20 protein-coding genes are annotated in these 24,455 nt (G+C 70.2%); 12 read left to right on the plus strand and 8 right to left on the minus strand.

Annotated elements, in window-relative coordinates:
• The first annotated feature begins 175 nt into the window (after positions 1-175).
• Positions 176-1,399 (plus strand): amidohydrolase, encoded by a 1,224-nt coding sequence (locus tag ASF30_RS15860; protein WP_055908882.1) that lies wholly within the window; start codon positions 176-178, stop codon positions 1,397-1,399.
• 6 nt (positions 1,400-1,405) lie between these two features.
• On the opposite strand, the gene ASF30_RS15865 is transcribed toward ASF30_RS15860, so the two are convergent.
• The gene (locus ASF30_RS15865; RefSeq protein ID WP_055910346.1) at positions 1,406-2,746 is read right to left on the minus strand and encodes an MATE family efflux transporter; all 1,341 of its coding nucleotides are present in this window, start codon (positions 2,744-2,746) and stop codon (positions 1,406-1,408) included.
• 109 nt (positions 2,747-2,855) lie between these two features.
• On the opposite strand from ASF30_RS15865, the gene ASF30_RS15870 reads away from it, so the two are divergent.
• From ASF30_RS15870 to ASF30_RS15880, 3 genes are all read left to right on the plus strand, one after another.
• Positions 2,856-3,827, plus strand: a complete 972-nt coding sequence (locus ASF30_RS15870) for an ABC transporter ATP-binding protein (RefSeq protein ID WP_055908885.1) — start codon at positions 2,856-2,858, stop codon at positions 3,825-3,827.
• Complete coding sequence (locus tag ASF30_RS15875) at positions 3,824-5,461, plus strand: ABC transporter permease (RefSeq protein WP_055908888.1); 1,638 nt, start codon at positions 3,824-3,826, stop codon at positions 5,459-5,461. The genes ASF30_RS15870 and ASF30_RS15875 overlap by 4 nt, the downstream gene beginning before the upstream one ends.
• Positions 5,462-5,523: 62 nt before the next feature.
• Positions 5,524-5,991 (plus strand): GbsR/MarR family transcriptional regulator, encoded by a 468-nt coding sequence (locus ASF30_RS15880; protein ID WP_055908891.1) that lies wholly within the window; start codon positions 5,524-5,526, stop codon positions 5,989-5,991.
• 128 nt (positions 5,992-6,119) lie between these two features.
• Here the strand turns inward: ASF30_RS15880 and ASF30_RS15885 are convergent, their stop codons facing one another.
• Positions 6,120-6,680 carry a GNAT family N-acetyltransferase gene (locus tag ASF30_RS15885; protein ID WP_055908894.1) on the minus strand — a complete coding sequence of 187 codons (561 nt, stop codon included), beginning with the start codon at positions 6,678-6,680 and terminating at the stop codon, positions 6,120-6,122.
• Between the two features lie 73 nt (positions 6,681-6,753).
• On the minus strand, positions 6,754-7,128 hold the full coding sequence (locus ASF30_RS15890; protein ID WP_055908897.1) for a YccF domain-containing protein: 375 nt from the start codon (positions 7,126-7,128) through the stop codon (positions 6,754-6,756).
• A 62-nt stretch (positions 7,129-7,190) separates the two neighbouring features.
• On the opposite strand from ASF30_RS15890, the gene ASF30_RS15895 reads away from it, so the two are divergent.
• The 4 genes from ASF30_RS15895 to ASF30_RS15910 all read left to right on the plus strand — a co-directional run bounded on the left by ASF30_RS15895 (position 7,191) and on the right by ASF30_RS15910 (position 12,468).
• On the plus strand, positions 7,191-9,167 hold the full coding sequence (locus ASF30_RS15895) for a M13 family metallopeptidase (protein ID WP_055908900.1): 1,977 nt from the start codon (positions 7,191-7,193) through the stop codon (positions 9,165-9,167).
• A gap of 297 nt (positions 9,168-9,464) precedes the next feature.
• Entirely contained in the window at positions 9,465-10,373 is a 909-nt protein-coding gene (locus ASF30_RS15900) for a serine hydrolase (RefSeq protein ID WP_082467945.1), read from the plus strand.
• 41 nt (positions 10,374-10,414) lie between these two features.
• A complete protein-coding gene (locus ASF30_RS15905) occupies positions 10,415-11,008 on the plus strand; it encodes a DNA alkylation repair protein (protein ID WP_235480394.1) in 594 nt (197 codons plus the stop codon).
• A 134-nt stretch (positions 11,009-11,142) separates the two neighbouring features.
• A complete protein-coding gene (locus ASF30_RS15910) occupies positions 11,143-12,468 on the plus strand; it encodes an alpha-hydroxy-acid oxidizing protein (protein WP_055908909.1) in 1,326 nt (441 codons plus the stop codon).
• 15 nt (positions 12,469-12,483) lie between these two features.
• Here ASF30_RS15910 and ASF30_RS15915 read toward each other — a convergent pair whose 3' ends face one another.
• Both ASF30_RS15915 and ASF30_RS15920 read right to left on the minus strand, forming a co-directional pair.
• Positions 12,484-15,060 carry a bifunctional lysylphosphatidylglycerol flippase/synthetase MprF gene (locus ASF30_RS15915; protein ID WP_055908912.1) on the minus strand — a complete coding sequence of 859 codons (2,577 nt, stop codon included), beginning with the start codon at positions 15,058-15,060 and terminating at the stop codon, positions 12,484-12,486.
• Between the two features lie 6 nt (positions 15,061-15,066).
• Positions 15,067-16,368, minus strand: coding sequence for an alpha/beta hydrolase (locus tag ASF30_RS15920; protein WP_055908915.1), 1,302 nt, complete (start codon positions 16,366-16,368; stop codon positions 15,067-15,069).
• Positions 16,369-16,571: 203 nt separating this feature from the next.
• Between ASF30_RS15920 and ASF30_RS15925 the strand changes: the two genes are divergently transcribed.
• Positions 16,572-16,802 (plus strand): hypothetical protein, encoded by a 231-nt coding sequence (locus ASF30_RS15925; protein ID WP_157497469.1) that lies wholly within the window; start codon positions 16,572-16,574, stop codon positions 16,800-16,802.
• Positions 16,803-16,918: 116 nt separating this feature from the next.
• Positions 16,919-18,304 (plus strand): glycine--tRNA ligase, encoded by a 1,386-nt coding sequence (locus ASF30_RS15930; protein WP_055908920.1) that lies wholly within the window; start codon positions 16,919-16,921, stop codon positions 18,302-18,304.
• Between the two features lie 228 nt (positions 18,305-18,532).
• Here ASF30_RS15930 and ASF30_RS15935 read toward each other — a convergent pair whose 3' ends face one another.
• The 3 genes from ASF30_RS15935 to ASF30_RS15945 form a co-directional block, all read right to left on the minus strand.
• Positions 18,533-19,162, minus strand: a complete 630-nt coding sequence (locus ASF30_RS15935; RefSeq protein WP_055908923.1) for a GNAT family N-acetyltransferase — start codon at positions 19,160-19,162, stop codon at positions 18,533-18,535.
• Complete coding sequence (locus tag ASF30_RS15940; protein ID WP_055908926.1) at positions 19,162-20,490, minus strand: glutamyl-tRNA reductase; 1,329 nt, start codon at positions 20,488-20,490, stop codon at positions 19,162-19,164. The genes ASF30_RS15935 and ASF30_RS15940 overlap by 1 nt, the downstream gene beginning before the upstream one ends.
• Positions 20,491-20,789: 299 nt before the next feature.
• Positions 20,790-21,674: an alpha/beta fold hydrolase gene (locus ASF30_RS15945; protein ID WP_055908929.1), complete on the minus strand. Its 885-nt coding sequence runs from the start codon at positions 21,672-21,674 to the stop codon at positions 20,790-20,792.
• Between the two features lie 34 nt (positions 21,675-21,708).
• Between ASF30_RS15945 and hemE the strand changes: the two genes are divergently transcribed.
• Positions 21,709-22,866 (plus strand): uroporphyrinogen decarboxylase, encoded by a 1,158-nt coding sequence (hemE, locus tag ASF30_RS15950; RefSeq protein WP_055908932.1) that lies wholly within the window; start codon positions 21,709-21,711, stop codon positions 22,864-22,866.
• Positions 22,863-24,371 carry a protoporphyrinogen oxidase gene (hemG, locus tag ASF30_RS15955; RefSeq protein ID WP_055908935.1) on the plus strand — a complete coding sequence of 503 codons (1,509 nt, stop codon included), beginning with the start codon at positions 22,863-22,865 and terminating at the stop codon, positions 24,369-24,371. Before hemE ends, hemG begins: the two co-directional genes overlap by 4 nt.
• The last annotated feature ends 84 nt before the right edge of the window (positions 24,372-24,455 follow it).

Below are 24,455 nucleotides of genomic sequence, written 5' to 3' on the forward strand. Positions count from 1 at the left end.
ACCAGCGTCCCCGACCCACCCTCGACTACCGCACACCAGCCCAAGCACTCAACACACTCCTGAACCCGCAAGTTGCAACGACCACTTGACAGCGCCCCACATCACCTGGCGCAGACCCCCGCGAAATGGCGCACGGCGATCACCGCGCCGTAGCGCGGGTGAGTAGCGTGGGGTGATGGCCTTGACGCTCGACGAGCTCTACCGCGACCTGCACGCCCACCCCGAACTCTCGTTCGCGGAGCACCGCACGGCGGCGGTCGTGGCGCAACGGCTGCACGACGCCGGCCTCGAGGTGATCACGGGCATAGCCCAGACCGGCGTCGTCGGGGTGCTCGCCAACGGCGAGGGGCCGGTCGTGATGCTGCGCGCCGACATGGACGCGTTGCCCGTGCTGGAGGACACCGGCCTGCCGTATGCCTCCGTCGCCAGGGGCGTCGACCCCGACGGAGCCGACGTGCCGGTGATGCACGCCTGCGGCCACGACGTGCACACGACATGCCTGGTCGGCGCCGTGGAGGAGCTCGTCGCCACCCGCTCGACGTGGACGGGCACCCTCGTCGCCGTGTTCCAGCCGGCCGAGGAGCGCGAGGGCGGTGCCCAGGCGATGATCGCCGACGGCCTGTTCGACCGCATCCCGCAGCCCGACGTCGTGCTCGGCCAGCACGTGAACCCCATCCCGGCCGGAACCGTCGGCGTGCATCCCGGCACCTTCATGGCTGCCGTCAACACCCTGCACGTCAGGATGTTCGGCCGCGGCGGCCACGGTTCGCGTCCGCAGAAGACGGTCGACCCCGTGGTCATGGCCGCGGCGACGGTCATGAGGCTGCAGACCGTCGTCGCGCGCGAGGTCGCGCCCTTCGAGGCTGCAGTGGTCACTGTCGGCACGCTGCACGCCGGGCTGAAGAACAACATCATCCCCTCCGAGGCGACGATGGGTCTCAGCATCCGGAGCTTCGACACGGCAGTCGGCGACCGCCTCGATGCCTCGGTGCGCCGCGTCATCCGGGCCGAGGCCGAGGCATCGGGCGCTCCTCGCGAGCCCGAGTTCACCAGCGGCGAGGTCTACCCGGTCACGGTGAACGACCCAGAGGCCTCCCAGCGGGTGACGGATGCGCTGAGCCGGCGCTTCGGAGCCGATCGCGTGATCGACCCCGGCGTGCTGATGGGCAGCGAGGACGTCGGCATGCTCGCGACGGCCGCCGGCGTTCCGCTGGTCTACTGGCTGCTCGGCTGCGTGGATCCCGAGGTCTACGCGGCGGCAGCCGCCGCCGACCGTCTCGACGTCGACATCCCGTCGAACCACTCGGCGCAGTTCGCGCCGGTGATCGAGCCCACTCTCACGATGGGCGTCGAGGCGCTGGTGGCCGCGGCGCTGGGGTGGTTTCCCTCGGCTGGGTGAGCAGGCTCAGCGCACGGCGCCAGTCACCATCCACGTCGTCCCGCGTGCCCGCAACCCCAGGGTCACGGCCCGTGCCCCGAGGTATCCGAGGGCGAACGACGCCATGAGAAGGGCCAGTCCCAGAGCATCGTGCGGCGCCCAGGCACCCACGGCCAGCACGAGCGGCACGTAGACGACGAGGTTCAGGATGCCGGTCAGTGCGAGGTACTTTGCGTCGCCGGCGCCGATCAGCACGCCGTCGAGCACGAACACGTAGCCGCCGAGAGGCACCGAGATGCCGAGCACGATGAGAGTGGGCGGCAGGATCGCGATCACCTCGGAGGCGTTGGTGAAGATCGGGGCGACCATGCCCGACACCGCTACGAGCACCAGGCCGAGAAGCGCCCCGCCGCCGACGCCCCACTGCAGGCAGCGCGCGAGCACGGCCTGCACCATCGGCACGTCGCCTCCGCCGAGCGCCTTGCCGATCAGCGCCTGCGCCGCGATGGCCAGGGCGTCGAGGGCGAAGGCGAGGGTCGAGTACAACGTCATCGCGATCTGGAAGCCGGCGAGCTCCGAGGTGCCCAGTCCCGTCGCCACGACCACCGAGAGCAGCATCGCCGCGCGCAGGCTGACGGTGCGCAGGAACAGCCAGCCGCCCGAGGTGATGCCCCCGAGCACGCCGGCGCGGTGCGGCATCCGTCGGGCTCCGACTCGTGACGCGTGCCTGCCGACCACCACCAGGTAGACGCCGACCATCGCCCACTGCGCTATCACCGTGCCGATCGCCGAACCGGCGATGCCGAGCCCGAGGCCGTAGATGAGTACGAAGTTGAGCACGATGTTCGCCGCGAACCCGATGCCGGCGACGACGAGGGGGGTCCGGGTGTCCTGCAGGCCGCGCAGCAGGCCTGTCGCTGCGAAGACCAGGAGCATGGCCGGAAGGCCGAGCATCGAGATCGTGAGGTAGACGGATGCCTCTGCTGTGACATCCGGTGCGGCACCGAAGGCGCCGGCCAGGGTCGGCGCCGCGAACCAGCCGGCCACGGCGAGCACGACGCCGAGGCCGAGGGCTATCCACAGGCCGTCGATCCCGGCTTCCACCGCCCCGCGCTCATCGCCGGCGCCGAGGCGTCGACCGACCGCGGGGGTGGTCGCGTAGGCGAGGAACACCATCAACCCGATGATGGTCTGCAGCACCGTGCTCGCGATGCCCAGGCCGGCGAGAGACACCTCGCCCAGGTGGCCCACCATGGCGGAGTCGGCGAGCAGGAACAGTGGCTCGGCGATGAGCGCACCGAGTGCGGGAACGGCGAGCCGCAGGATCTCCCGGTCGACGGGACGGCTGGTGAAGATGCTCATCGTCATCGAGTCTGGCAGGGCCGCGCTGCCTCGGGTCGGACGCTCGACGGCCGAGGCCGTGAGCAATCCGTTAGGAAGATTCACAAAATTGTGAAATGAGCGTAGCGTGACGCACATGAACACAGTTGTCGACATCTCCGGCCTCCGCAAGACCTTCGGCCGTGTCACCGCCCTCGACGGCCTCGACCTCAGCGTCGCCGCCGGCGAGGTGCATGGCTTCCTGGGCCCCAACGGCGCCGGCAAGTCCACCACTATCCGCATCCTGCTCGGGCTCATGCGCTCCACGGCGGGCACGGTCACGGTCTTCGGCCTCGATCCCTGGACGGATGCCGTGGCCCTGCATCGCCGGATCGCCTACGTTCCGGGTGACGTCAGCCTGTGGCCCGGGCTCAGCGGCGGCGAGGCCATCGACCTCATCACCCGGCTGCGCGGGGGCGAGAACGACAGGAAGCTCTATGCGGAGCGCCGCGCCCACCTCTGCGAGGTCTTCCAGTTCGACCCGACCAAGAAGGGCCGCACCTACTCCAAGGGCAACCGGCAGAAGGTCGCGCTCATCGCGGCGCTCGCCACCCCGGCCGATCTCTACATCTTCGACGAGCCGACATCGGGGCTGGATCCGCTGATGGAGGCTGTGTTCCGCGACGAGGTCGCTGCGGCTCTCGGCGAGGGAGCGACAGTGCTGCTCTCGAGCCATATCCTGAGCGAGGTCGAGCACCTGTGCGATCGGGTGAGCATCATCCGCGCCGGCCGCACCGTCGAGACGGGCACCCTCGCCGAACTCCGCCACCTCACCCGCACCGAGGTGTCGTTCGCGAGCGTCAACCCCGACGGCACGGCGCTGGATGCCGCCGAACTCGACGGCATCCCCGGCGCCCACGACCTGGTCGTCGACGGCGCCAGGGTGAAGTTCACCGCGGACTCCGATGCCATCGCCCCGGTCCTCGAGGCGTTGGCGGCTCGTCGGGTCGGCGGCCTCACCATCAATCCGCCGAGCCTCGAAGAGCTGTTCCTGCGGCACTATCACGACGACATCGCGACGGATGCCCAGACTCCGGCATCCGGAGCGGATGCCGGAGCACGACGATGAGCGGGCTCGGCGCGCTCCTGCGCCAGCGCTTCCGCCGCGATCGCATCCAGCTGCTCGTCTGGGTGCTGGGCTTCGCTGCTCTCGCCTCAGTCGGACACTCGGCGGTCGAGCAGAGCTACGGCACGGCCACGGACCGCGCCGGCGTGATCGCCCTGCTCGAGCAGACGCCGAGCGTGCTGATCCTGCGCGGCACCCCGCAGGGCACGCAGACCGACGCCTTCCAGTTCATGCTGCTGTTCGCGTTCCTCGGCGTGATGATCGGCCTCATGGCGACCTTCCTGGCGGTGCGGCACACCCGCGGCGATGAGGAACAGGGCCGCGCCGAACTTGTCGAGTCGACTCCGGCCGGACGCATCACCCCTCTCGTCGCCACGGTGATCGAGGGCGTGATCGCCGTCGCGGTGATCGCAGTGGTGAACACCGGCGGCTTCCTGCTCTACGGAGCCGATGCCGGCGGGGCCGTGCCCGCAGGACTCGCCCTCGCCTCCGTCGGACTCTGCTTCCTCGGCATCGGGTTGCTGGCAGCCCAGGTGATGCGCACCTCGCGAGGTGCCAACGGCGTGGCCGCGGCCCTGGTCGCCGCCGCCTACATGGTCCGCGGCATCGGCGACGCGACGGGGACCGTCGATGCCGATGACCCCCTGAGCATGACCGCCGGCTGGATCAGCTGGCTCTCGCCCATCGGCTGGGGCCAGCGCACCAGTCCGTTCTCCGATCCGGCGTGGTGGCCCGTCCTCCTCGGCGTCCTCCTCGGCGCCGTGGCCGTCGTCGGGGCTATCGCCCTGCGGTCCAGTCGCGACATCGACTCGAGCATCATCCCCGAGCGCGCCGGTCGGGCGCATGCCCGTGCCTCGCTGTCGGGTCCGATCGCGCTGGTGTGGCGGGAGCTGCGCAATCCCACGATCGGCTGGCTGGTGGCTGGGGCGCTGTTCGGCCTGCTCGTCGGCAGCCTCAGCGAGACCCTCACCGCCAGTGCCCCCGCCGACGTCAAGCAGAACCTGGGTGACACCGTCGGCAGCATCGCCGGGCCGAACGCTCACGGCGACCTCGTCGACCTGTTCATCGTCGCGATGTTCTCGATGATCGGCGCCATCGCGGCGGTCTGCGCCGTCCAGTCGGTGGCGCGAGCCCGGCAGGACGAGGCCAACGGCACGGCCGAGATCGTGCTGTCCACGGCGGTGTCCCGCATCCGCTGGTTCCTCGGTTACCTGGTGATCGCCGTCGTCTCGACCCTGCTCGTGATGGCCGTCGCCGTGCTCGGGGCCATCGCCGGGGCTGCAGGTGCCGGTGCGCCGTCGGGAACCATCGACACGATCACCTCGGCCGCCGTCGCGCAGTTGCCCGCCGTGTTCCTGCTGCTCGCCGTCGTCGCGCTGGTGTTCGCGCTCGTGCCCAGGCTCACGATCGGCCTCGGCTGGACCGTGCTGCTGCTGGCGATCTTCGTCGGACAGTTCGGCGGTCTCTTCGGCCTGCCCGACTGGGCTCGCGACATCTCGCCCTTCAGCCACACGCCGATCGTGACGGAGGCGGATGTCGACTGGGCCCCGGCCTGGCTGATGCTCGGCATCGCCGTCGTCGTGGCCGCTGCATCCGTTCTGCTCGTCCGTCGCCGCGATGTCGCGCTCGGCGGCTGAAAACCGAGCGCGGGACGGACTCGCGGACGGCGCGACCGCTGGCCCCCTGAAAGGATGACTGCATGGCACGTGACGACAAGGGAGTGAACGACTTCGTCGAGCAGACGGCCGCCGCGATGACGGCGGCCGGGTTCCCGCGCATGCCGGCGCGCGTGCTGATGGCCCTCATGGTCGCCGAGGGCCCCGGGCTCACGGCGCAGGAACTCGGCGAACGGCTCGGTGCCAGCGCTGCCGCCATTTCGGGCGCCGTCCGCTACCTGCAGACGGTGCGGATGATCCGTCGGGTGTCGCAGCCGGGTTCGCGTCGCGACCTCTACGAGCTGCCGGAGGACTCCTGGTACACGGCCTCCATCGGCAAGAACGTGCTCTACGACCTCATCGAGCAACTGGCGGCCAAGGCCGTCGTCTCCATCGACGATCCGGCATCCGCCGCCTCCCAGCGGGTGCAGGAGATGAGCGACTTCTTCGTCTTCATCCAGCGACGCCTGCCCGAGGTGCTCGAGGAGTGGGAGGAGCAGCGGGGGCGCTGACGACAGGCGCCGGTCGCCGGTCGCCGAGTACGCAGGTTGTGCGGGTGGCTTGCGCCCACACCGCAGTTCTCGTGGGTGCGGGTGGGATCGCACCCGCAGACACGTCGTTCTCGGCGCTCGATTCAGGTCTACGAGAGCTGCTTGACCATCTCCAGCTCGAGCTTCGCCGGGTCGAGGTTGTACGGCGCTGTGACGTCGGTGCGCTCGAAGCCCCGGCTCTCGTAGGCCGCGATGGCGCGGGCGTTGTCCTCGTGCACGTGCAGGGCCAGGGTGTCGCCGTGGCTGCGCGCCCAGTCCTCGATGCCGGCGAGCAGGGCGTCGGTGACGCCGGCTTCCCTCCCGCGCACATCGGGCGCGACGTAGACGCCGACCAGTAGAGGCCCCGTGGCGGGGCGACCGCCGTTGGCGGTGCCAGCGGCAGCGTCGGGACCTTCCTCCTCGGCATCCGGCAGGTAACCGGCCATCGCGCCGATCCAGCGCCCGCTCTCGTCGATCGCGACCAGCGAGGTGCCGCGGTCGGTGAGTCCGCGGGCGCCGCGCATCCGCCACTCCGACTCCGGCTGGTCGAGCGCGTGCTGCCGTGTCTCGGCGTACGCGATCGGGGTGTCGGCGAGCATCTCCAGGCGGAGGGCACGCACCTGCTCCCAGTCGTCTTCGACGGTCGGACGGATGCTGAAGGCCACGCTCATTCCGCCGACACTACCGGCGCGGGCGCGCCGCCGTCGCCAGCGGCCAGGGGCCAGCGACCAGCGGCCAGCGGGACTACGGCAGGTCGACGATCCGCTTGCCGAGCGGGGCGATCGAGATCGGCACCATCTTGATCTCGGCGAGGGCGAGGGGGATGCCGATGATCGTGATCGCCAGGGCGACAGCCGACACGACGTGAGCGATCGCGAGCCACAGTCCGGCGACGATGAACCAGATGACATTGCCGATGAAGGAGAACACGCCCGACGTCGGTGTCGACACGACGGTGCGGCCGAAGGGCCAGAGCGCATAGACAGCGATGCGGAACGAGGCGATGCCGAACGGGATCGTGACGATCAGGATGCAGCAGATGATGCCGGCGGCGACGTAGCCGAGGAACAGCCAGAACCCCGAGAGCACGAGCCAGATGATGTTCAGCAGCAGTCGCATGGGGCCATTCAAGCAGCCGGATGCTGGGTGTTGGCCCGGGCGCGGCCAATAGGCTGAGCGGCATGACCGATGCTCTCAGCTCTGGAATCGACCGCGACGAACTCGATGCACTCATCCGCCCGCAGGACGACCTGTTCCGGCACGTCAACGGCAAGTGGATCGACCGCACCGAGATCCCCGCGGACAAGGCCCGCTACGGTTCCTTCTACCTCCTGCACGAGGAGGCCGAGAAGGCCGTGCGCGACATCATCGTGGAGTCGGCGGATGCCGGCGCCGACGCCTCCGTCGAGGAGCGCAAGGTCGGCGACCTCTACGCCAGCTTCATGGACGAGGCGCGCATCGAGGAGTTGGGCGCAGCGCCCATCGCCGAGCAGCTCGCGCTCGCCGCGTCGGTGCACTCCATCCCCGACCTGCTGAGCGCGCTCGGCTCGCTCGAGCGCGCCGGCACCAGCGGCTTCGCCCAGCTCTTCGTCGACAACGACCCGGGCAACCCCGAGCGGTACCTCGTCTTCCTCGAGCAGGGCGGCATCGGCCTGCCCGACGAGAGCTACTTCCGCGAGGAGAAGTTCGCCGAGATCCGCGAGAAGTACCGCGCACACCTCGCCCGCATGTTCGGCCTCGCCGGCCTCGACGACGTCGACGGTCGTGCCGCCAGGGTGTTCGAGCTCGAGACTGCGATCGCCGCCCAGCACTGGGACAACGTCGCCTCCCGTGACAGCGAGAAGACCTACAACCTGACGACGTGGTCGGATGCCGCAGCGGCCGTGGCCGCGGCATCCGGTGCCGATGCCGACATCTGGCTCGACGCCCTCGGCGCCCCTGAAGGAGCCTTCGCGGAACTCGTCGTGCGGCAGCCCACCTTCCTGGCCGGGCTGGGAGAGCTGCTCGACGAGAACCACATCGATGCCTGGCGCGACTGGCTGGCATGGCAGGTCATCCGCTCGAACTCCGCCTACCTGTCGAACGCCTTCGTCGAGGCGAACTTCGACTTCTACGGCCGCACGCTCACGGGCACCCCGTCGATGCGCGACAGGTGGAAGCGTGGAGTCTCGCTCGTAGAGGGTGCCATGGGCGAGGCCGTCGGACGCATCTACGTCGAGCGCCACTTCCCGGCGGAGTCGAAGACCGCGATGGACGTGCTGGTCGCCAACCTCGTCGAGGCCTACCGCCAGTCGATCACGGGCCTCGAGTGGATGAGCGCCGAGACCCGCGAACGCGCCCTCGACAAGCTCGACAAGTTCACCCCGAAGATCGGGTTCCCGGTGAAGTGGCGCGACTACTCGGCCCTCGACATCCGCCCCGGCGACCTGGTGGCCAATGTGCGCGCCACCAGCGAGTTCGAGTTCAACCGCGAGCTCGGCAAGATCGGCAAGCCGCTCGACCGTGACGAGTGGTTCATGACGCCGCAGACCATCAACGCGTACTACAACCCCGGCTTCAACGAGATCGTCTTCCCCGCCGCCATCCTGCAGTTCCCGTTCTTCGCACCCGATCGGGATGCCGCAGCCAACTACGGCGCGATCGGCGCCGTCATCGGCCACGAGATCGGACACGGCTTCGACGACCAGGGCTCGAAGTACGACGGCGACGGTCGCCTCACCGACTGGTGGACCGAGGCCGACCGCGCCGCCTTCGAGGAGCGCACCTCGTCGCTCATCGCCCAGTACGACGCCCTCGCCCCGGCGCAGGTTCCCGACCACCACGTGAGCGGTGCCCTCACCATCGGTGAGAACATCGGCGACCTCGGCGGCCTCGCCATCGCCTGGAAGGCCTACCTGATCTCGCTGGCCGGCGAGGAGTCTCCGGTGATCGACGGCCTCACGGGGGCGCAGCGCTTCTTCCTCTCCTGGGCTCAGGCCTGGCAGCTCAAGGCGCGCGACGAGGAGGTCATCCGTCTCATCGCGATCGATCCGCACTCGCCGAACGAGTTCCGTTGCAACCAGATCGTGCGCAACATCGACGAGTTCTACACGGCCTTCGGTGTGCAGCCGACGGATGCCCTGTGGCTGGACGAGGAGGACCGCGTCACCATCTGGTGATCCTCGCGCCTCGGCCGCTTCGAGAACAGGCCGGATCGTGGCAGCGGATCCGGCCTGTTCTCCGGGCGGTGAACCTCAGGTATCAGGCGCGTTCCACGACACGCAACCTCCGATTAACCTTCGAATGTGGATAACCCTGTGGAGACTGTGCATAGAACATGACTTCGTCCGGCGCGTGCTGCGATGCGCACCCCGGTCGAGCGAGCTATGCTGCCGTGAGCCCCTTTCGCGTCACACCGGGAGCGCCCTGCGCCCGCACTCCCGACCGACGTCAGAGCCCCACCGGAGGAACCCCCGTTGACGATCCCCGCCATGGAGTCCGAGCGTCGCGCCCGGCACACCTCGCAGCGGGCTGGTCGACACATCGGCGGTGACGCCGACGACAACTTCTCGCGCGGATTCAGCGCCCTGGGCTCCCTCGCGGTGAGCGGTGTGCAGGTCTCGGCGAGGGCGACCGACCTGGCCAGCGGCCGGGTGCTGTTCTCGGTCGACGACCACGTCGTCATGCCGACGGCGAGCATCGGCAAGGTGCTTCTCCTGGTGGAGGTCGCAGCGCGCCTGGCCGACCCCGCCTTCAACGGCTACGCCATCCTCGATCGCGAGACCGCGGACTTCGTCGGCGACTCCGGCATCTGGCAGCACCTGCAGGCGCCGGCTCTTCCGATCGCCGACCTTGCAGCCCTCGTCGGCGCCACCAGCGACAATCTCGCCACCAACGTGCTCATCCGCACGGTCGGACTCGAGGCCGTGCGGGCACGCACCGAGGCCCTCGGACTCAAGCGCACGGCCCTGCTCGACCTCGTGCGCGACCACCGCGGACCCGATGACGCACCGCAGCTGAGCATCGGCGCTGCGAGCGAGCTCACCTGGCTGTTCGCATCGCTCGCCCGCGGGGAGATCGTGTCGAAGGAGGTGTCGCAGCGCGTCATCGGCTGGCTCTCGCTCAACGCCGACCTCTCCCTCGTCGCGAGCGCCTTCGGCCTCGACCCGTTGGCCCACCGCGGCGCCGATCACGGCATCCTGCTGGTCAACAAGACCGGTGCCGATGGCGGGGTGCGCGCCGAGGTCGGAGTGCTGCGCGGCCCGCGCACCGCCGTCACCTACGCGGTGTCGATGTACTTCGCCGACACCAATCTGCAGACGCGCCTCGCCGTGCTCGACGGCATGCGCCAGGTCGGGCTCGACCTGCTGGAGTACGTGCACTGATCGCGACAGTCTCCGAGGTCGCCGACTGGATCGACGCCGCCCTGCAACTCGAGGCGTCGCCGTATCGGGCAGCGGCCGAGCGCGAACGCGTCGGCGGAGCTCTCGACTTCTACGGGGCATCCGTCGGCATCGTGCGTGGCACCGTGCGCGACGCCGGACGCCGCTACCCGGGGCTGGGCCACGACGACGTCACGGCGCTGGCCTCAGTGCTGTGGCGGCCGCCGGTCTTCGAGCGGCGGCTCGCGGCGGTGGTGCTGCTGCAGTCGCACGCACCCGAGCTCATCGGCACAGACCTCACCCGCATCGAAGGATTCGTGCGGGAGGGACGGATGCCGCAGCTCGTCGACCTGCTCGCCGTCGACGTGGTCGGCCCCATGCTGCGCGCCCTCGACCGGCGGGGTCGGGCGCGCGCCGAACTCGTGCTCGACCGCTGGGCGCGCGATCCGGACGAGTGGCTGCGACGAGCCGCGGTGCTGGCGCCGCTGCGCGAGCTGAAGGATCGCGATCGGGGCGCTGCAGACCTCGACCTCGACCGGATAGCGGACCGCATCAGCTCGGCCATCCGCCCCTCCGCCGAGGCTGTCGACGCCGTCGTGCTGGAGGCTGTCGACCGCGTGCGGGCGGCGCTGGGCTAGCCGTCGGCGGTCTCGGCGGCCCTGCAGGAGCCGGGAGGACGCGGCTCGATGGGCATCCGACCCCGCCCCAGGCGGAGGTCTAGCGTTGACTCGGAGCGGGGCATGTCCCTGCGCCGATCGGACGGAGGGTGACGATGGCGTCAGCAGGCGAGGGTTTCGGCAGGCGAGTGCAGTCCGCCATCTATCGGTCGGGCATCAGCGGTACGAGACCGGCGGTACCGACCACCCCCGAGGCACTCGAGCTCGCCGCCGAGAAGACCCTGGGCCGGGAGGCGTTCGCGTACCTGGCCGGCGGGGCCGGATCCGAGACGACGGTGGCGGCGAACCGCGCGGCCTTCGGGAACTGGCGGATCTACCCGCGGGTTCTGCGCGACGTGGGCGAACGGGACCTCTCGATCGAGCTGCTCGGGAAGCGCAGGGCGACACCGTTCCTGCTGGCACCGCTCGGTGTCATGGAGTTGGCGCATCCCGATGCCGACGTCGCCGTGGGCAGGGCTGCAGCCGCGCTCGACGTGCCCTACCTGCTCTCGAACCAGGCCTCACGGCCCATGGAGGAGGTGGCGGTGGCCATGGACGCGGTGGCACCTGGGCGTTCGCGCTGGTTCCAGCTGTACTGGAGCGCCTCCGACGAGCTGAACGCCTCCCTCGTGCGGCGGGCCGAGGAGAGCGGATGCGAGGCGATCGTCGTGACGCTCGACACTCACCTGCTCGGCTGGCGCACGCGCGACCTCGACCTCGCCTACCTCCCGTTCACGCGTGGGCAGGGCATCGCGCAGTACACCAGCGATCCGGTGTTCGCCGGCCTGGTACGCGACCGGGTGAAGAAGGCCAGCCGGGGAACCTGGGCGGAGCAGAGCATCCGGGTCACGCCGAAGGCCGTCGCCACGGCGATCCGCATGGCCCGCAACGGATCGAACACCCAGGTGTTCGCCGGCGGCGTGGCCGGCGCCATCCGTTCCCCGCTGCCGCGGGCCGCCGTCGAGACGTTCCTCGACGTGTTCGCAGACCCGACCCTGGAATGGGACGCTCTGGCGAAGCTGCGCGAGTGGACGAGCCTTCCCATCGTGCTCAAGGGAATCCTGCATCCGGATGACGCAGCCCGAGCCCTCGATCACGGCGTCGACGGGATCATGGTCTCGAACCACGGCGGTCGCCAGCTCGACGGGGCCGTCGCGTCGCTCGACGCGCTCCCCGCCGTGGTCGATCGCGTGGCGGGCCGGGTGCCGGTCATCCTCGACGGCGGCATCCGCGGCGGGGCCGATGCCTTCATCGCCCTGGCCCTCGGCGCCACCGCCGTCGGGATCGGTCGGCCGTACGCCTACGGCCTCGCCGTGGCGGGCGCCCGAGGGGTGAGCGAGGTGCTCCGCAACCACATCGCCGAGTTCGACATCACGATGGGACTGGCTGGTCACACCGCCGTGGCGCAGATCGGACGGGATTCGCTTGTCCCGTCGGCGTGACGGCCGTCTCGCGCATCACCCCGCGAGGGTGCGCACCAGCGCCACGGCCTCCTGCGGCGAGACGTTGGGCACGTAGGCCCGGCCGATGGCGAGGCCGATCGCCGGAAGCGCCAGCGGGTCGGGATAGGTCATCGAGATGGTCTCGTAGCGCGGGTTGAACTTCGACTTGAACCGGAACAGCGTCGAGAAGCCGTAGGCCGGCTCGAGGGTGCGGGCGAGCAGTTCGAGCAGGCGGGTCATCGCCGTCGGTTCCGGCGGCAGTTCGCCGGCCGCCACGGGCTTGGTCGCCAACGGGGCTCCCGACAGGCTCAGCAGCGTGGCCCCGTCCTCCTTCATGTGCAGCGCGGCCGAGGCGATCAGGAACTCCATCGTGCCGTTCATGCTGCCGTCGGCCCGGCGCATGAAGTCGAGGGTCCAACCGATCGGCACGCCGTCCCTGTAGCTCGGCATCCAGCTCGTCACGGCCTGCACGCGTTCCTCGGTGTCGACGGCGAGCATGAGCTTCACGTCGCGGTCGCGCAACTCCTCGACTCCGCCGAGGGTGAAGCCCATCTCGGGCAGGCTCTTCTCCGAGACCCAGGCCTCCGAGATGGCGTTGATCTGGCTGCTGAAGGCGAACGGCAGCTCGTCCCACGAGGTCCAGACGGCGGTCATGCCCTCCTTCACGCCGCGGTTGAGTGCCTGTCGTACCTTCTGCCACGGCTTGCCCGCGAGCTCGAACCGTGATGGATCGAGGATGGTCTCCTCGCCGACGGGCATGCTCTGCCACCCGCGCGCCTCGAAGATCGGCATGACCCGCGGATGCACCGAGTAGAAGACCGGCGTCCATCCGTTCTCGTCGCAGAAGGCCGTGAAGCCGTCGATCGTCTTCTCGTCGTGCTCCGGCAGGCTGATCGGGTCGGCCAGGGTGATGGCGACATCGTTGATCACGCGATAGGCGACAGCCCCGTCGCCCTCCGGTGTGAACCAGTACGTGTTCCCGGGCCACGTCGCCATGAAGCTCAGGCTGCCACCGCTCCCGCTGTGCAGCAGGCCGCGCAGCTTCGCATGGTCCGTGGCCGCGTTCCGCTTCTCGGTATCCCGCATCAGCAGGATGCATCCGCCGATGAAGACGATCCAGAACAGCACCCCCACCCACTGGTAGGGGATGTATGCGATGTCGTCGCGCGGAACGACGACGGGGTCCACGCTCGCCACGAACTGCGTCGGCAGGAACCGCTTGACAGTGTCGACCATGAGATCTGGAACGGATGCCGCCGGCTGATAGCTCGCCAGCCCCACCAGCCCGAGCACGAAGTACACGGTGCCGAGCACGACGAGGGCGAGCAGGGTCCAGAGCGTGAACTTCACGTAGGCCGCATCCGTCGCCCGCACTGTGAACAGGTGCCGTGAACGCCACAGCACCACGAGGATCCCGACCGGCAGCAGCAGCGCCGCGGCGGCCCACACCACGAGCTCGCCGAAGTCCCAGCCGGCGAATCCGGCGGCCTCGGCCTCCTGCAGGCTCGTGACGATGTCGAAGGAGAAGTAGGCCATGAGCACCAGCACGACGTTCACGGCTATGGCCAGCCAGAGGGCGAAGCGGCGACCGCGACGCAGGCCCCATGCGGCGACCAGGAGCAGGGCGAGCGGGATGAAGGTGAGCAGGAACGGACCGGGCCCGCTGGCGCTCGCATCGATGAAGGCGTTCCTGCAGGCCTCGGTGATGTCGGTCGTCGTGGCTGCCTTCGAAGCGCAGTCGGCGAGCTTCGCGCTGTCGACCGGAGCGCGCTGGTCGAACAGCAGCGCGAGCAGGGTGAACGGCGTGAGGCCATTCGGGTTCACCAGGCCGACGACGGGGCCGATGGCCGTGACGGCCACCACGGTGGCGATGAGGGTGCGCGCCTCGGCCTTGGAACTGCGGCGCGCGCGCAGGGTGGAGGCGTCCCGCGTGAACAGCGCGCCGAGGAACAGTCCGAGCACCGCGGCGTTCAGGCGGTAGACGTTCGAGGAGTCGCCGTCGTAGAGCACGAACACGAGGATGAAGGCGAAGCTGACGACACGGATGCGGCGACGCCAGAACACCCCGGCGTACGCGCTCGCCGTGAGCAGGGCGCCCGTGATGCCGGTGAGCGGATCGAGCGTGAGGTCGAGCGAGGTTCCGAGCGCCCACCATTCACCCGCCAGGCTCCCGGCCCACTGCAGCAGCACCCCGATGCTCACGCCGAGGGCACCGGTGACCAGGAACGCGACCACGACGCGACGGCTGCCCATCAATCGTTCCGAGACGCCGAGCAGCGTCAGTGACGCGATCACGCCGGCGACGAGCTGGAACGGGTCCCACGGGATGAACAGCGCTGTCACGGGCGTCCACCAGTGGCCCTGGTCGATGGTGGTCGAGACTCCGGCCGCCCACGCGTCGAGCGTGGCCTTCGACGGATGCCCCGAGATGGTGCCTGCGACTATCGCCGTGATGAGCAACAGCACTGCGAAGGCGATGCTCACGGGGACGCGCGTGAAGTAGCGTCGCGCCAGCCTGCCGGCAGCGGGGAGGCGCCCGAACGCCGTGGAGGTGCCGTCGGGTGCGGCATCCGCGGGTCTCGTGTCATGCATGGGAGGTCATCCTTTCGCGGCGGCCAAGCCGAGTCTGGGGGCCAGGAGGGCGAAGCCGGCGGTCAGTCCGCCCGCGAGTCCGCTACGCCCGTGGTCGGCGTTCGGGATGCTGATGAAGGTGGTGTCCATTCCGGCGGCGGATGCTGCGCGCGCGAGCTTCTTCGCATCCGGCACGTATCCGGGGTCGTCGGCTCCCACGGCGAAGATCGCCGTCGTGTCGGGGTAGTCGCCCTCGCCCATGACCGTCGTGACCTTGACGGCGTCGTACGCGGCCTGGTCGCCGTCGAACACCTCGTCGAGGACGGCGCGCCTGTCGCTCTCGCCGGCGAACTCCTCCGGGGAGACGGCGAGGATGCTGCCGAAGGTCTCGGGGTACTTCGAGCCCAGGTAGGTCGCGCACTGGCCGCCGTTGGAGTAGCCGGCGACGACCCAGTCGGTGCGGTCGCGCAGCACCCCGAGGGTGTCGCGCACCCAGGGCACCACGTCGTCCATGATGTAGCTCTCGGCCTGCCCGCGGCTGGTGTCGAGGCAGAGCGGGTCGGCGAGCGGCGCCCCCAACTGGTCGATGACGACGGCGATCGGTGCGAGCCCGTCGTGCCGCGCGGCGAAGTCGTCGAGCACCGAGGCGATGATGGCGGCATCGGGGCTCCCGGGCTGGCCCATCATCATGATGACGACGGGCAGGCGCGGCGCGTTCTCGACGAGCGCGGCCGGCGGGTAGTACACCTCGGCCCCGCGGGCGTCGAACCCCGAGGCCGAGTTCGGGATGGGCGGGTCGATGACGCCGTAGCGACCGTGCGTCGGCAGATCGGCTGGCGGCGTCCAGGTCGCGACGACGGGCTCGACGGGGTCGGGGGCTGCGGCATCCGTCGGCGGGATGACGGCGATCGGCGGCGTCGTGTTCACGTAGAGGAAGGCGCCGACGGTCGTCGTGATGCCGTAGGCGGCGTTGATGACGAGGCCCGTCGTCAGGATGAACAGCGGGATGGCGACGATGCCCACGACGCGGCGCCACAGGGGTGGGCGCGCGATGGTCACCACCGCCAGGGCGATGCCTCCGAAGCATGCGGGCACCCACACCCTGGTGGCGGCGTTCACGGGTCCGCCGAAGGCGTCCAGCACGTCGACGGCGAGCCAGACCACGAGCAGCCCGAGGAGCACTCCGATCAGCACGGCGGATGCCGCGACGACGACCCACCGGCCCGTCGGCCGACGCATCAGCATCACCACGAACGCCGCAGCCGACAGCAGGCACGGCACCCAGAACGCCGCGCCGTTCACGATGTCGACGTCGAGCAGCCAGTCCACGCGACCCACCTTCGCGAGAGGAGACACGGCCGGGGCGGCCGCGCTCTCTCACTGTATGGGCGTCGTTCCGGGGCGGACAACCTCCAGCAGGCGAGGCGACGGGCACGCCGACCCGAGGCATCCGTCGTGACGAAACTACGCTGGGACGAGTCGCTCACGAGTCACGGACCAGCCGCCGACGAGTTGCAGGGGGGAGGCACCGGATGCCGCAACGACGAACACCGTCGCTCCTGTGGGCTATCGCGGGGTGCGTGCTCAGCCTGCTGCTGGGCTGCGTTGTCGTGCGCCTCGGCCTCGATGCCGTCGACACCCGCCCCTACTCCGCGTCGTCGGAGGTCCTGTACCTCGTGGTCGCCGTGGCAGCACTCGTCGTCTGGCTGGGTGGTTCGGCGGCGACGATCCTGCTGTGGCGTCGACGTCGCCTCCGCCCGTAGAGCGCACGCGCGAGTACGGCTCAGGATGACTCCCTAAACTGGAGGAACCGCACTGGCGGGCCTTCGCCCCGTGATCGCGCGGTTCCCGCTCGCCCCCTCGCCCCATTGGAGCCACCATGGCCGCACCCAGCCGTCTCGACGCCGTCATCGCCCTCGCCCGCCACCGCGGGTTCGTCTTCCAGGCCGGCGAGATCTACGGAGGGTCACGATCCGCGTGGGACTACGGGCCCCTCGGCACCGAGCTCAAGGAGAACATCAAGAAGCAGTGGTGGCGCTACATGGTGCAGAGCCGCGACGACGTCGTCGGCCTCGATTCCAGCGTCATCCTGCCGAAGCAGGTGTGGGAGGCCTCCGGCCACGTCGAGGTCTTCAGCGACCCGCTCGTCGAGTGCCAGCACTGCCACAAGCGCTTCCGGGCCGATCACCTCGAGGAGGAGTACGAGGAGAAGAAGGGCCGCGCCCCCGAGAACGGCCTCGACGACATCGCCTGCCCGAACTGCGGCAACCGCCACACCTGGACCGAGCCGCGCGCCTTCTCCGGGCTCCTCAAGACCTACCTCGGCCCGGTCGACGACGAGTCCGGCCTGCACTACCTGCGCCCCGAGACGGCACAGGGCATCTTCGTGAACTTCGCCAACGTGCTGCAGGCGTCGCGTCAGAAGCCGCCGTTCGGCATCGGCCAGATCGGCAAGAGCTTCCGCAACGAGATCACGCCCGGAAACTTCATCTTCCGCACCCGCGAGTTCGAGCAGATGGAGATGGAGTTCTTCGTCGAGCCCGGCACCGACGAGCAGTGGCAGGAGTACTGGATGGAGCAGCGCATGAGCTGGTACACCGGTCTCGGAATCGACCCCGCGAACCTGCGCTTCTACGAGCACCCCAAGGAGAAGCTGAGCCACTACTCCAAGCGCACGGTCGACATCGAGTACCGCTTCGGCTTCACCGGCAGCGAGTTCGGCGAGCTCGAGGGCATCGCGAATCGCACCGACTTCGACCTGCGCACCCACTCGGAGGCCTCCGGCAAGGACCTCTCGTTCTTCGACCAGACCAAGAACGAGCGCTGGATCCCCTACGTGATCGAGCCTGCGGCCGGCCTCACCCGTTCGCTGATGGCCTTCCTCGTCGACGCGTACCACGAGGAGGAGGTGCCGAACGCGAAGGGCGGCGTCGACAAGCGCACCGTGCTGAAGCTCGACCCGCGCCTCGCCCCGGTGAAGGCCGCCATCCTGCCGCTGTCCCGTAACGAGGCGCTGTCGCCGATGGCCCGCTCGCTCGCGGCCGAGCTGCGCCAGAGCTGGAACGTCGACTTCGACGACGCCGGCGCCATCGGACGCCGCTACCGCCGCCAGGACGAGATCGGCACCCCGTTCTGCGTCACGGTCGACTTCGACTCGCTCGAGGACCAGGCCGTCACTGTGCGCGACCGCGACACCATGCAGCAGGAGCGAGTGCCGCTCGCCGGGCTGCACGCCTTCCTCGCCGAGCGACTCAAGGGCGCGTAGCGCGTCACGCGTCGCGGGCGTCGCTCGCCGGGTTCCGGCCCGGCGGGCAGTCGCGCCGGCGGGGTGGCAGCATCCGGCGCGCGCCAGTTCGCCAGTAGTGGTCGCTGCCCGTTCGTTCGCTCGCCACCTGTGGCCACGTCGGGCCCGCGGATGCGGCCACAACCGGCGAGCAGGTCAGCAGGAGGCGGCCACAACCGGCGAGCCACCGCCGCCGCAGTCGCCGCCCGGTCAGCGCGCGTCGAACTCCGACCGCAGGATGCCGTAGAACGCCGAGTCCGACCAAGCGCCCTTGTCGTAGAAGGTCTCGCGCGTCGTGCCCTCGTGGCGCATGCCGAGGCGCGTGCACAGCGCAGCCGACGCCGTGTTCACGGGATCGAGCTGGGCGTGCACCCTGTGGGCGTCGAGCTGCTCGAAGGCGAGGGCGAGCACGGCCGCCGACGCCTCGGTGGCGTACCCGCGGCCCGCGAAGTCGGGGTGGAACACCCAGCCGATCTCGACGTCGGCGTTGTCGGCATCCGAGAGCCTCAGCATGACGTCGCCGATCACCCTGTCTCCGCCGTCGCCGAACAGCGACGGCTCCCCGGGCAGCACGCAGGCGAAGAACACGGCGTCGGAGTCGGCCGCGAGCGTGCGCATGCCGGCGCGCTTGCGGGTGTGCTCCGCGCCCTCCTGGGCCGTGCGACGCGGCCACGGGATGAAGCGCAGCACCTCGTCGAGGCGCTGGTACTCGTAGACGTCGGCGACGTCGTTCTCCGAGAGCGGGCGCAGCACCAGGCGCTCTGTGACGATCGGAGCCGCGTCATATGCGTCGACGCTGAATGGCAGCCGCAGCGTCGGAGCTGGGGAGGGCTCGCCCATCAAGAAGCCGAGAGGCCGAGCTCGTCGTCGTCGGCTGCGGCGACGGATGCCGCGCCAGTCGCAGGAACGACCCCGAAGATCGCCTCGACGCCGTCGATCCAGGTGCGCTGGTCGCCCCGTGCCACGTACTCGCGCGAGCGCACCATCGGGGTGTGCAGCAGTACGCCGGCGAGGTGGCGGAGGGCCTGCTCCGTCGCCGCGGAGTCGTCGCCCCTGGCGTGCGCTCGGGCGATCTCGTCGTCGACGATTCCGAGAACGTGGGCGCGCAGCGCGACGACGGCCGGGGCGAGGTTGATCTCCTCGCTCACAGCTCCGAACTTGCGCGCCGCCTTGCCCACGATGGCGCGAGCCTCGTCGGTGGCCGTCAACTCGTCGAGCGGCGCGTGCAGGCGGATCGTCTCGAGGTCGAGCAGGGAGACGCCGTCGATGTCGGCGACGTCGGGATCGATGTTGCGCGGCAGCCCGAGGTCGATCACGAGCTGGCGGACGGATGCCTCCACCGGGCGGCCGAGCAGCTCGACGGCAGCGCGGCCGGTCCGCAGCTCGGTCGCCGTCAGCACGTGCGCCTCGACCGCCGAGCAGGCGACGATGATGTCGGCGGATGCTGCCGCTGCGGCGTAGTCGGCCACGGAGACGGCCTCGATGTCGTGATTGACCGCGAACTTGTGGCCGCGGCCCGACGGGGAGTACACGCGCACGTTCGTGACGCCGCGCTCGCGCAGGTTGGCCAGTGATGCCCCGGCGTAGCGCCCGGTGCCGATGAGGAGCACCTCCTGGGTCGACCAGTCGGCGATGCGGCTCTCGGCGAGATCGAGGGCGAGACGCACGAGCGATCGCCCGGCCGAGCCGATGCCGGTGCGGTTCTTGATGCCGCGCGAGGTCTGCGATGCGCGCTGGAACAGGCGCTCGAGCTCGGGCGTCGTCGTTCCCACAGTGCGTGCGCGCTCCAGGGAGCGGCGAACCTGGCCGGCGATCTCGCCCTCTCCGACGACGACGGACTCGAGTCCGGCCGAGACGGCGAACAGGTGCTCGGCGACGCCGTTGCCGTGCACGAGGTCGAGGGTCTCGCGGAGGGTCTCGGAGCTCACGCCGCTCTCATCCGCCACGGCGTCGAGGGTGGCGCTCACGGCGGCGAGCGGAGAGGAGCCCTCAGGCTCGTCGAGGTCGAGGTAGGCCTCGAAGCGGTTGCAGGTCGCGACGACGACGGCACCGCCGAGGGAGTCGTGGGAGCCGACGATGCGGCGTCCGAGTTGTTCTGCGTCGACGCTCAATCGCTCGAGCAGGTCGAAGCTCGAGTTCTTGTGACTCGCGGAGAGACAGATGAGCACGGGTTCGATTGTAATCGCTCGCAGAGGCGCTTCCTGCGAGGGCTCCCACTGAGCGCCGAAGGCCGATCGGGCAGAGTTCCACGTCACGCGGAAGGGGACATGCGTGCGCATGCATCGCGTGCCTAGGATGACCCCAAGCAGCTCGGCTTGTACGGGTCTGCCCACCGACGGAACGACGCGCCTCCGGTGCACATCGCTCGGATCGGTGCATCGCTACCGTCTCCGTTGCAACCCGCGTAGGGGCGGCGCGCACGACGGGGTCGCGCACACAGCGCGGCCCCGTTCGGCGCGCGCGTCTCTCAGAGCAGCCGCAGGACGGCATCCGCGAAGGCGTCCGGTGCCTCCTGCGGCACGTTGTGGCCGATCCCCGGCAGCAGGATGCGGTCGAAGGCGCCGCTGAAGTGTGCGGCGTCGACCCTGGAGTCGTCACCGCCCGCGATGCCGTCGGCGCCGCTGTCGAGCGCGAGCGTCGGCACGGTGACCTGCGGCATCCGTGCGATCCGGCCCTCGATGTCGTCGTAGCGCGGATCGCCGACGGCCAGGCCGGAGCGGTGCCTGTACGAATGCACCACGACATCGACGAAGTCCGGATTCGCGAAGCTCGCCGCGCTCGCTGGGAAGGCGTCGGATGCCGCCGCCCAGGTCGGCGACCACAGCTCCCAGAGCCGCAGGCAGAACTCCTCCCGGTGGTGCTCGAGGCCGCTGCGGCCCCAGTCGGAGTGCAGGAAGAACTTGTACCAGTAGCTCGGCTCGAACTCGTGCGGACCGGCCTCGGCCCCCATCTCCAGGTTCTGCACGTTGTATCCGCCGACGGTGACCAGGCCGGCGACCCGCTCCGGGTGGAGGGCCGCCACGATGCACGCGGCCCGCCCGCCCCAGTCGTAGCCGGCCACCACGGCCCGCTCGATCCCGAGGGCATCGAGGAGCTCGAGCAGGTCTGACGCCAGAGCTCCCTGCTGCCCGGAGCGCGGCGTCTCGGCGAAGCGGAAACGGGTCGCGCCGTAGCCCCGCAGGAACGGCACGATGACCCGTGCGCCGGCTGCGGCGAGCCGTGGGACGACGCCGTCATAGGCGCGCACGTCGTAGGGGAAGCCGTGCAGCAGCACGACGGCCACGCCGTGCGGATCGCCCGACTCCTCGTACGCGATCTCGAGCACCGGGGTGGACGCCGTCGCTGTGTTCATGGTCCCAGCTTCGTCGCCGCTGCCATGGGAGACAATGGGGCACGTGAGTCTTCCGTCGCAGCACCCCCTGTCCAGTGGCCGCACGTCCGAGTCCCGACTGGTGCGTGCCTATCAGGGCGTACGACAGGACGTGCCTCCGGTCTGGTTCATGCGCCAGGCCGGTCGTTCCCTGCCCGAATACCGCGAGCTGCGCGTGGGAACGAAGATGCTCGACGCCTGCCTCGATCCGGCCCTCGCGAGCGAGATCACGCTCCAGCCCGTTCGCCGCCACAAGGTCGACGCCGGAATCTTCTTCAGTGACATCGTCGTGCCGCTGAAGCTGGTGGGCGTCGACGTCGAGATCGTGCCGGGCCGCGGACCCGTCATGGGTGATGCCGTGCGCACCTCGGCGCAGGTCGCAGCGCTCACGTCGATCGATCCCGCTTCCCTCGATGCCGTCATCGCGCCTATCTCCAAGGCAGTGCGCCTGACCGTCGCGGGCCTCTCCACCCTCGGCGACGGCAACAGCTCCATCCCGTTGATCGGCTTCGCCGGTGCCCCGTTCACCCTCGCCGCCTACCTCGTCGAGGGTGGTCCGTCGAAGGACCACCTCGCAGCACGCACCCTCATGCACGCCGACCCTGCCGCCTGGGCCGCGCTGATGGACTGGACGGCGGATGTCACCGGCCGGTTCCTGCGCGCCCAGGTGCTCGCCGGTGCCAGCGCCGCCCAGCTGTTCGACTCCTGGGCCGGGGCGCTGTCGCTCGCCGACTACGAGAAGCACGTGGCTCCGGCATCCGCTCGGGCACTGCAGCACGTGCACGGGCTGAGCTACACGGTTCGTCCGCACGATGAGGGCGCCGACCCGTCGGTCGAGCGCCGCACCGTGCCCATCGTGCACTTCGGTGTCGGCACCGGCGAACTCCTGGCCGCTATGCGCGATGTCGGGGCCGACGTCGTGGGGGTCGACTACAGGGTGCCGCTCGACGAGGCCAACCGACGGCTGGGCGGGTCGGTTCCGCTCCAGGGCAACATCGACCCCGCGCTGCTCTACGCGCCATGGCCGGTGCTCGAGGCTCACGTGCGCGACGTCGTGCGTCGCGGAGCCGACGCACCCGCCCACGTGGTGAACCTCGGACACGGAGTCTCGCCGGACACCGACCCCGCCGTGCTCACCCGCGTCGTCGAGCTCGTGCACTCGCTGGGCTCATGACCGACGAGACCACGGATGCAGCGGCGACGGATGCAGCGCCCTACGACGTGATCGTCATCGGCGGCGGCGTCGCCGGCCTCGTCGCCGCCCGCGAGGCCGTGCACGTCGGCCTGCGCACCCTCGTGCTCGAGGCTGAGTCCGCCCCGGGCGGTTGCGTGCGAGCGCTGGACGTCGGCGGCCTCACCGTCGACGTCGGCGCCGAGAGCTTCGCGACGCGTGGAGGAGCTGTGACGGCACTCCTGGCCGAGCTCGGCGTCGACGACAGGATCGTCGGTGCGAACCCGGCCGGGTCGTGGCTGCACCTGCCGGCGCTGAAGGGCGAGGGCTCCGTCACCGTGCGGTCACCGAAGACCTCCCTGCTCGGCATCCCGGCGTCGCCGCTCGCCGAGGACGTGCGCGCGGTCATCGGCACCGCCGGAGCCTGGCGCGCCTACCTCGACCGCATCCGTCCCATCCTCACCATCGGCCAGGCCCAGAGGCTCGGCCCCCTCGTGCGCCAGCGCATGGGACGCAAGGTGCTTGAACGCCTGGTCTCCCCGCTGTCGACCGGCGTGTACTCCGTCGACGCCGACGACCTCGACGTCGCCCTCGTCGCCCCGGGCCTGAACGCCGCCATGACGCGGGCGGGCTCGCTCTCCGGCGGCGTCGCCGAGCTGCGGCTCTCCGCACCGGCCGGCGCGGCCGTGCAGGGGATCCGCGGTGGGATGTCGCAGCTCGTCTCGGCTCTGGTCGCCGACATCACCCACTTCGACGGCGGGATCCGCTCGGGAACACGCGTCACCGGTCTGCGGCCGATCGACGGCGACGGGGCCTCGGGCTGGTCCGTGACGGCGGCCGGCCCCGAGGGAAGCGAGCAGACGGTGCGCGCCCGCCGCGTGGTCGTCGCCGCTCCGGCCGGCGTGGCCGTTGGGCTCTTGGCCGGCGCCCGCGACGAATGGACGGCGCTCGCCGATCTCGACTGGCCGCCGGCGGCTGCGGTCGAGATCGTGACCCTCGTGCTCGACGCGCCTCTCCTCGACGAGGCGCCGCGGGGCACCGGCGTGCTCGTTGCCTCCGGTACTCCCGGTGTCACGGCGAAGGCGCTCACCCACGCCTCGGCGAAGTGGGCGTGGCTGGCCGAGCGGGCCCGCGCCGCCGCTGCCGGGCGCAACGTCGTGCGGTTGTCCTACGGCCGGGTCGGGGAGCAGCTTCCGACGGCTGGACTGGACGACGAAGCCGTCGAGACGCTGGCGCTCGCGGATGCATCCGCCATCCTCGGGATTCCGCTCACCGCCCAGCACCTCGTCGCATCGGCACGCGTGGTCTGGACCGACGCCGTCTCCCACGCCGCGATCGGGCAGCGCGCCCGGGTGCAGAAGGTGCGGGAGGCACTCGAGGCGGACCCCACCATCGCCGTCGTCGGCTCGTGGGTGGCCGGCACCGGTCTGGCTTCGGTGATCCCGGATGCCCGGGAGGCCGCGCAGCGCCTCAGGCGCGGCGCGCTGCATACCGAACGCGGAATATGAGCCGAGAGCGAACGGGCATCGCCCGTCGCCCAATGTTGTCAATCCCCTCGTCAGTGCCGCGAGACGCCGATACGCTGGATCAAT

Origin of the sequence: Leifsonia sp. Leaf264, assembly GCF_001422325.1 — a bacterium.
Taxonomy (GTDB): Bacteria; Actinomycetota; Actinomycetes; order Actinomycetales; family Microbacteriaceae; genus Orlajensenia.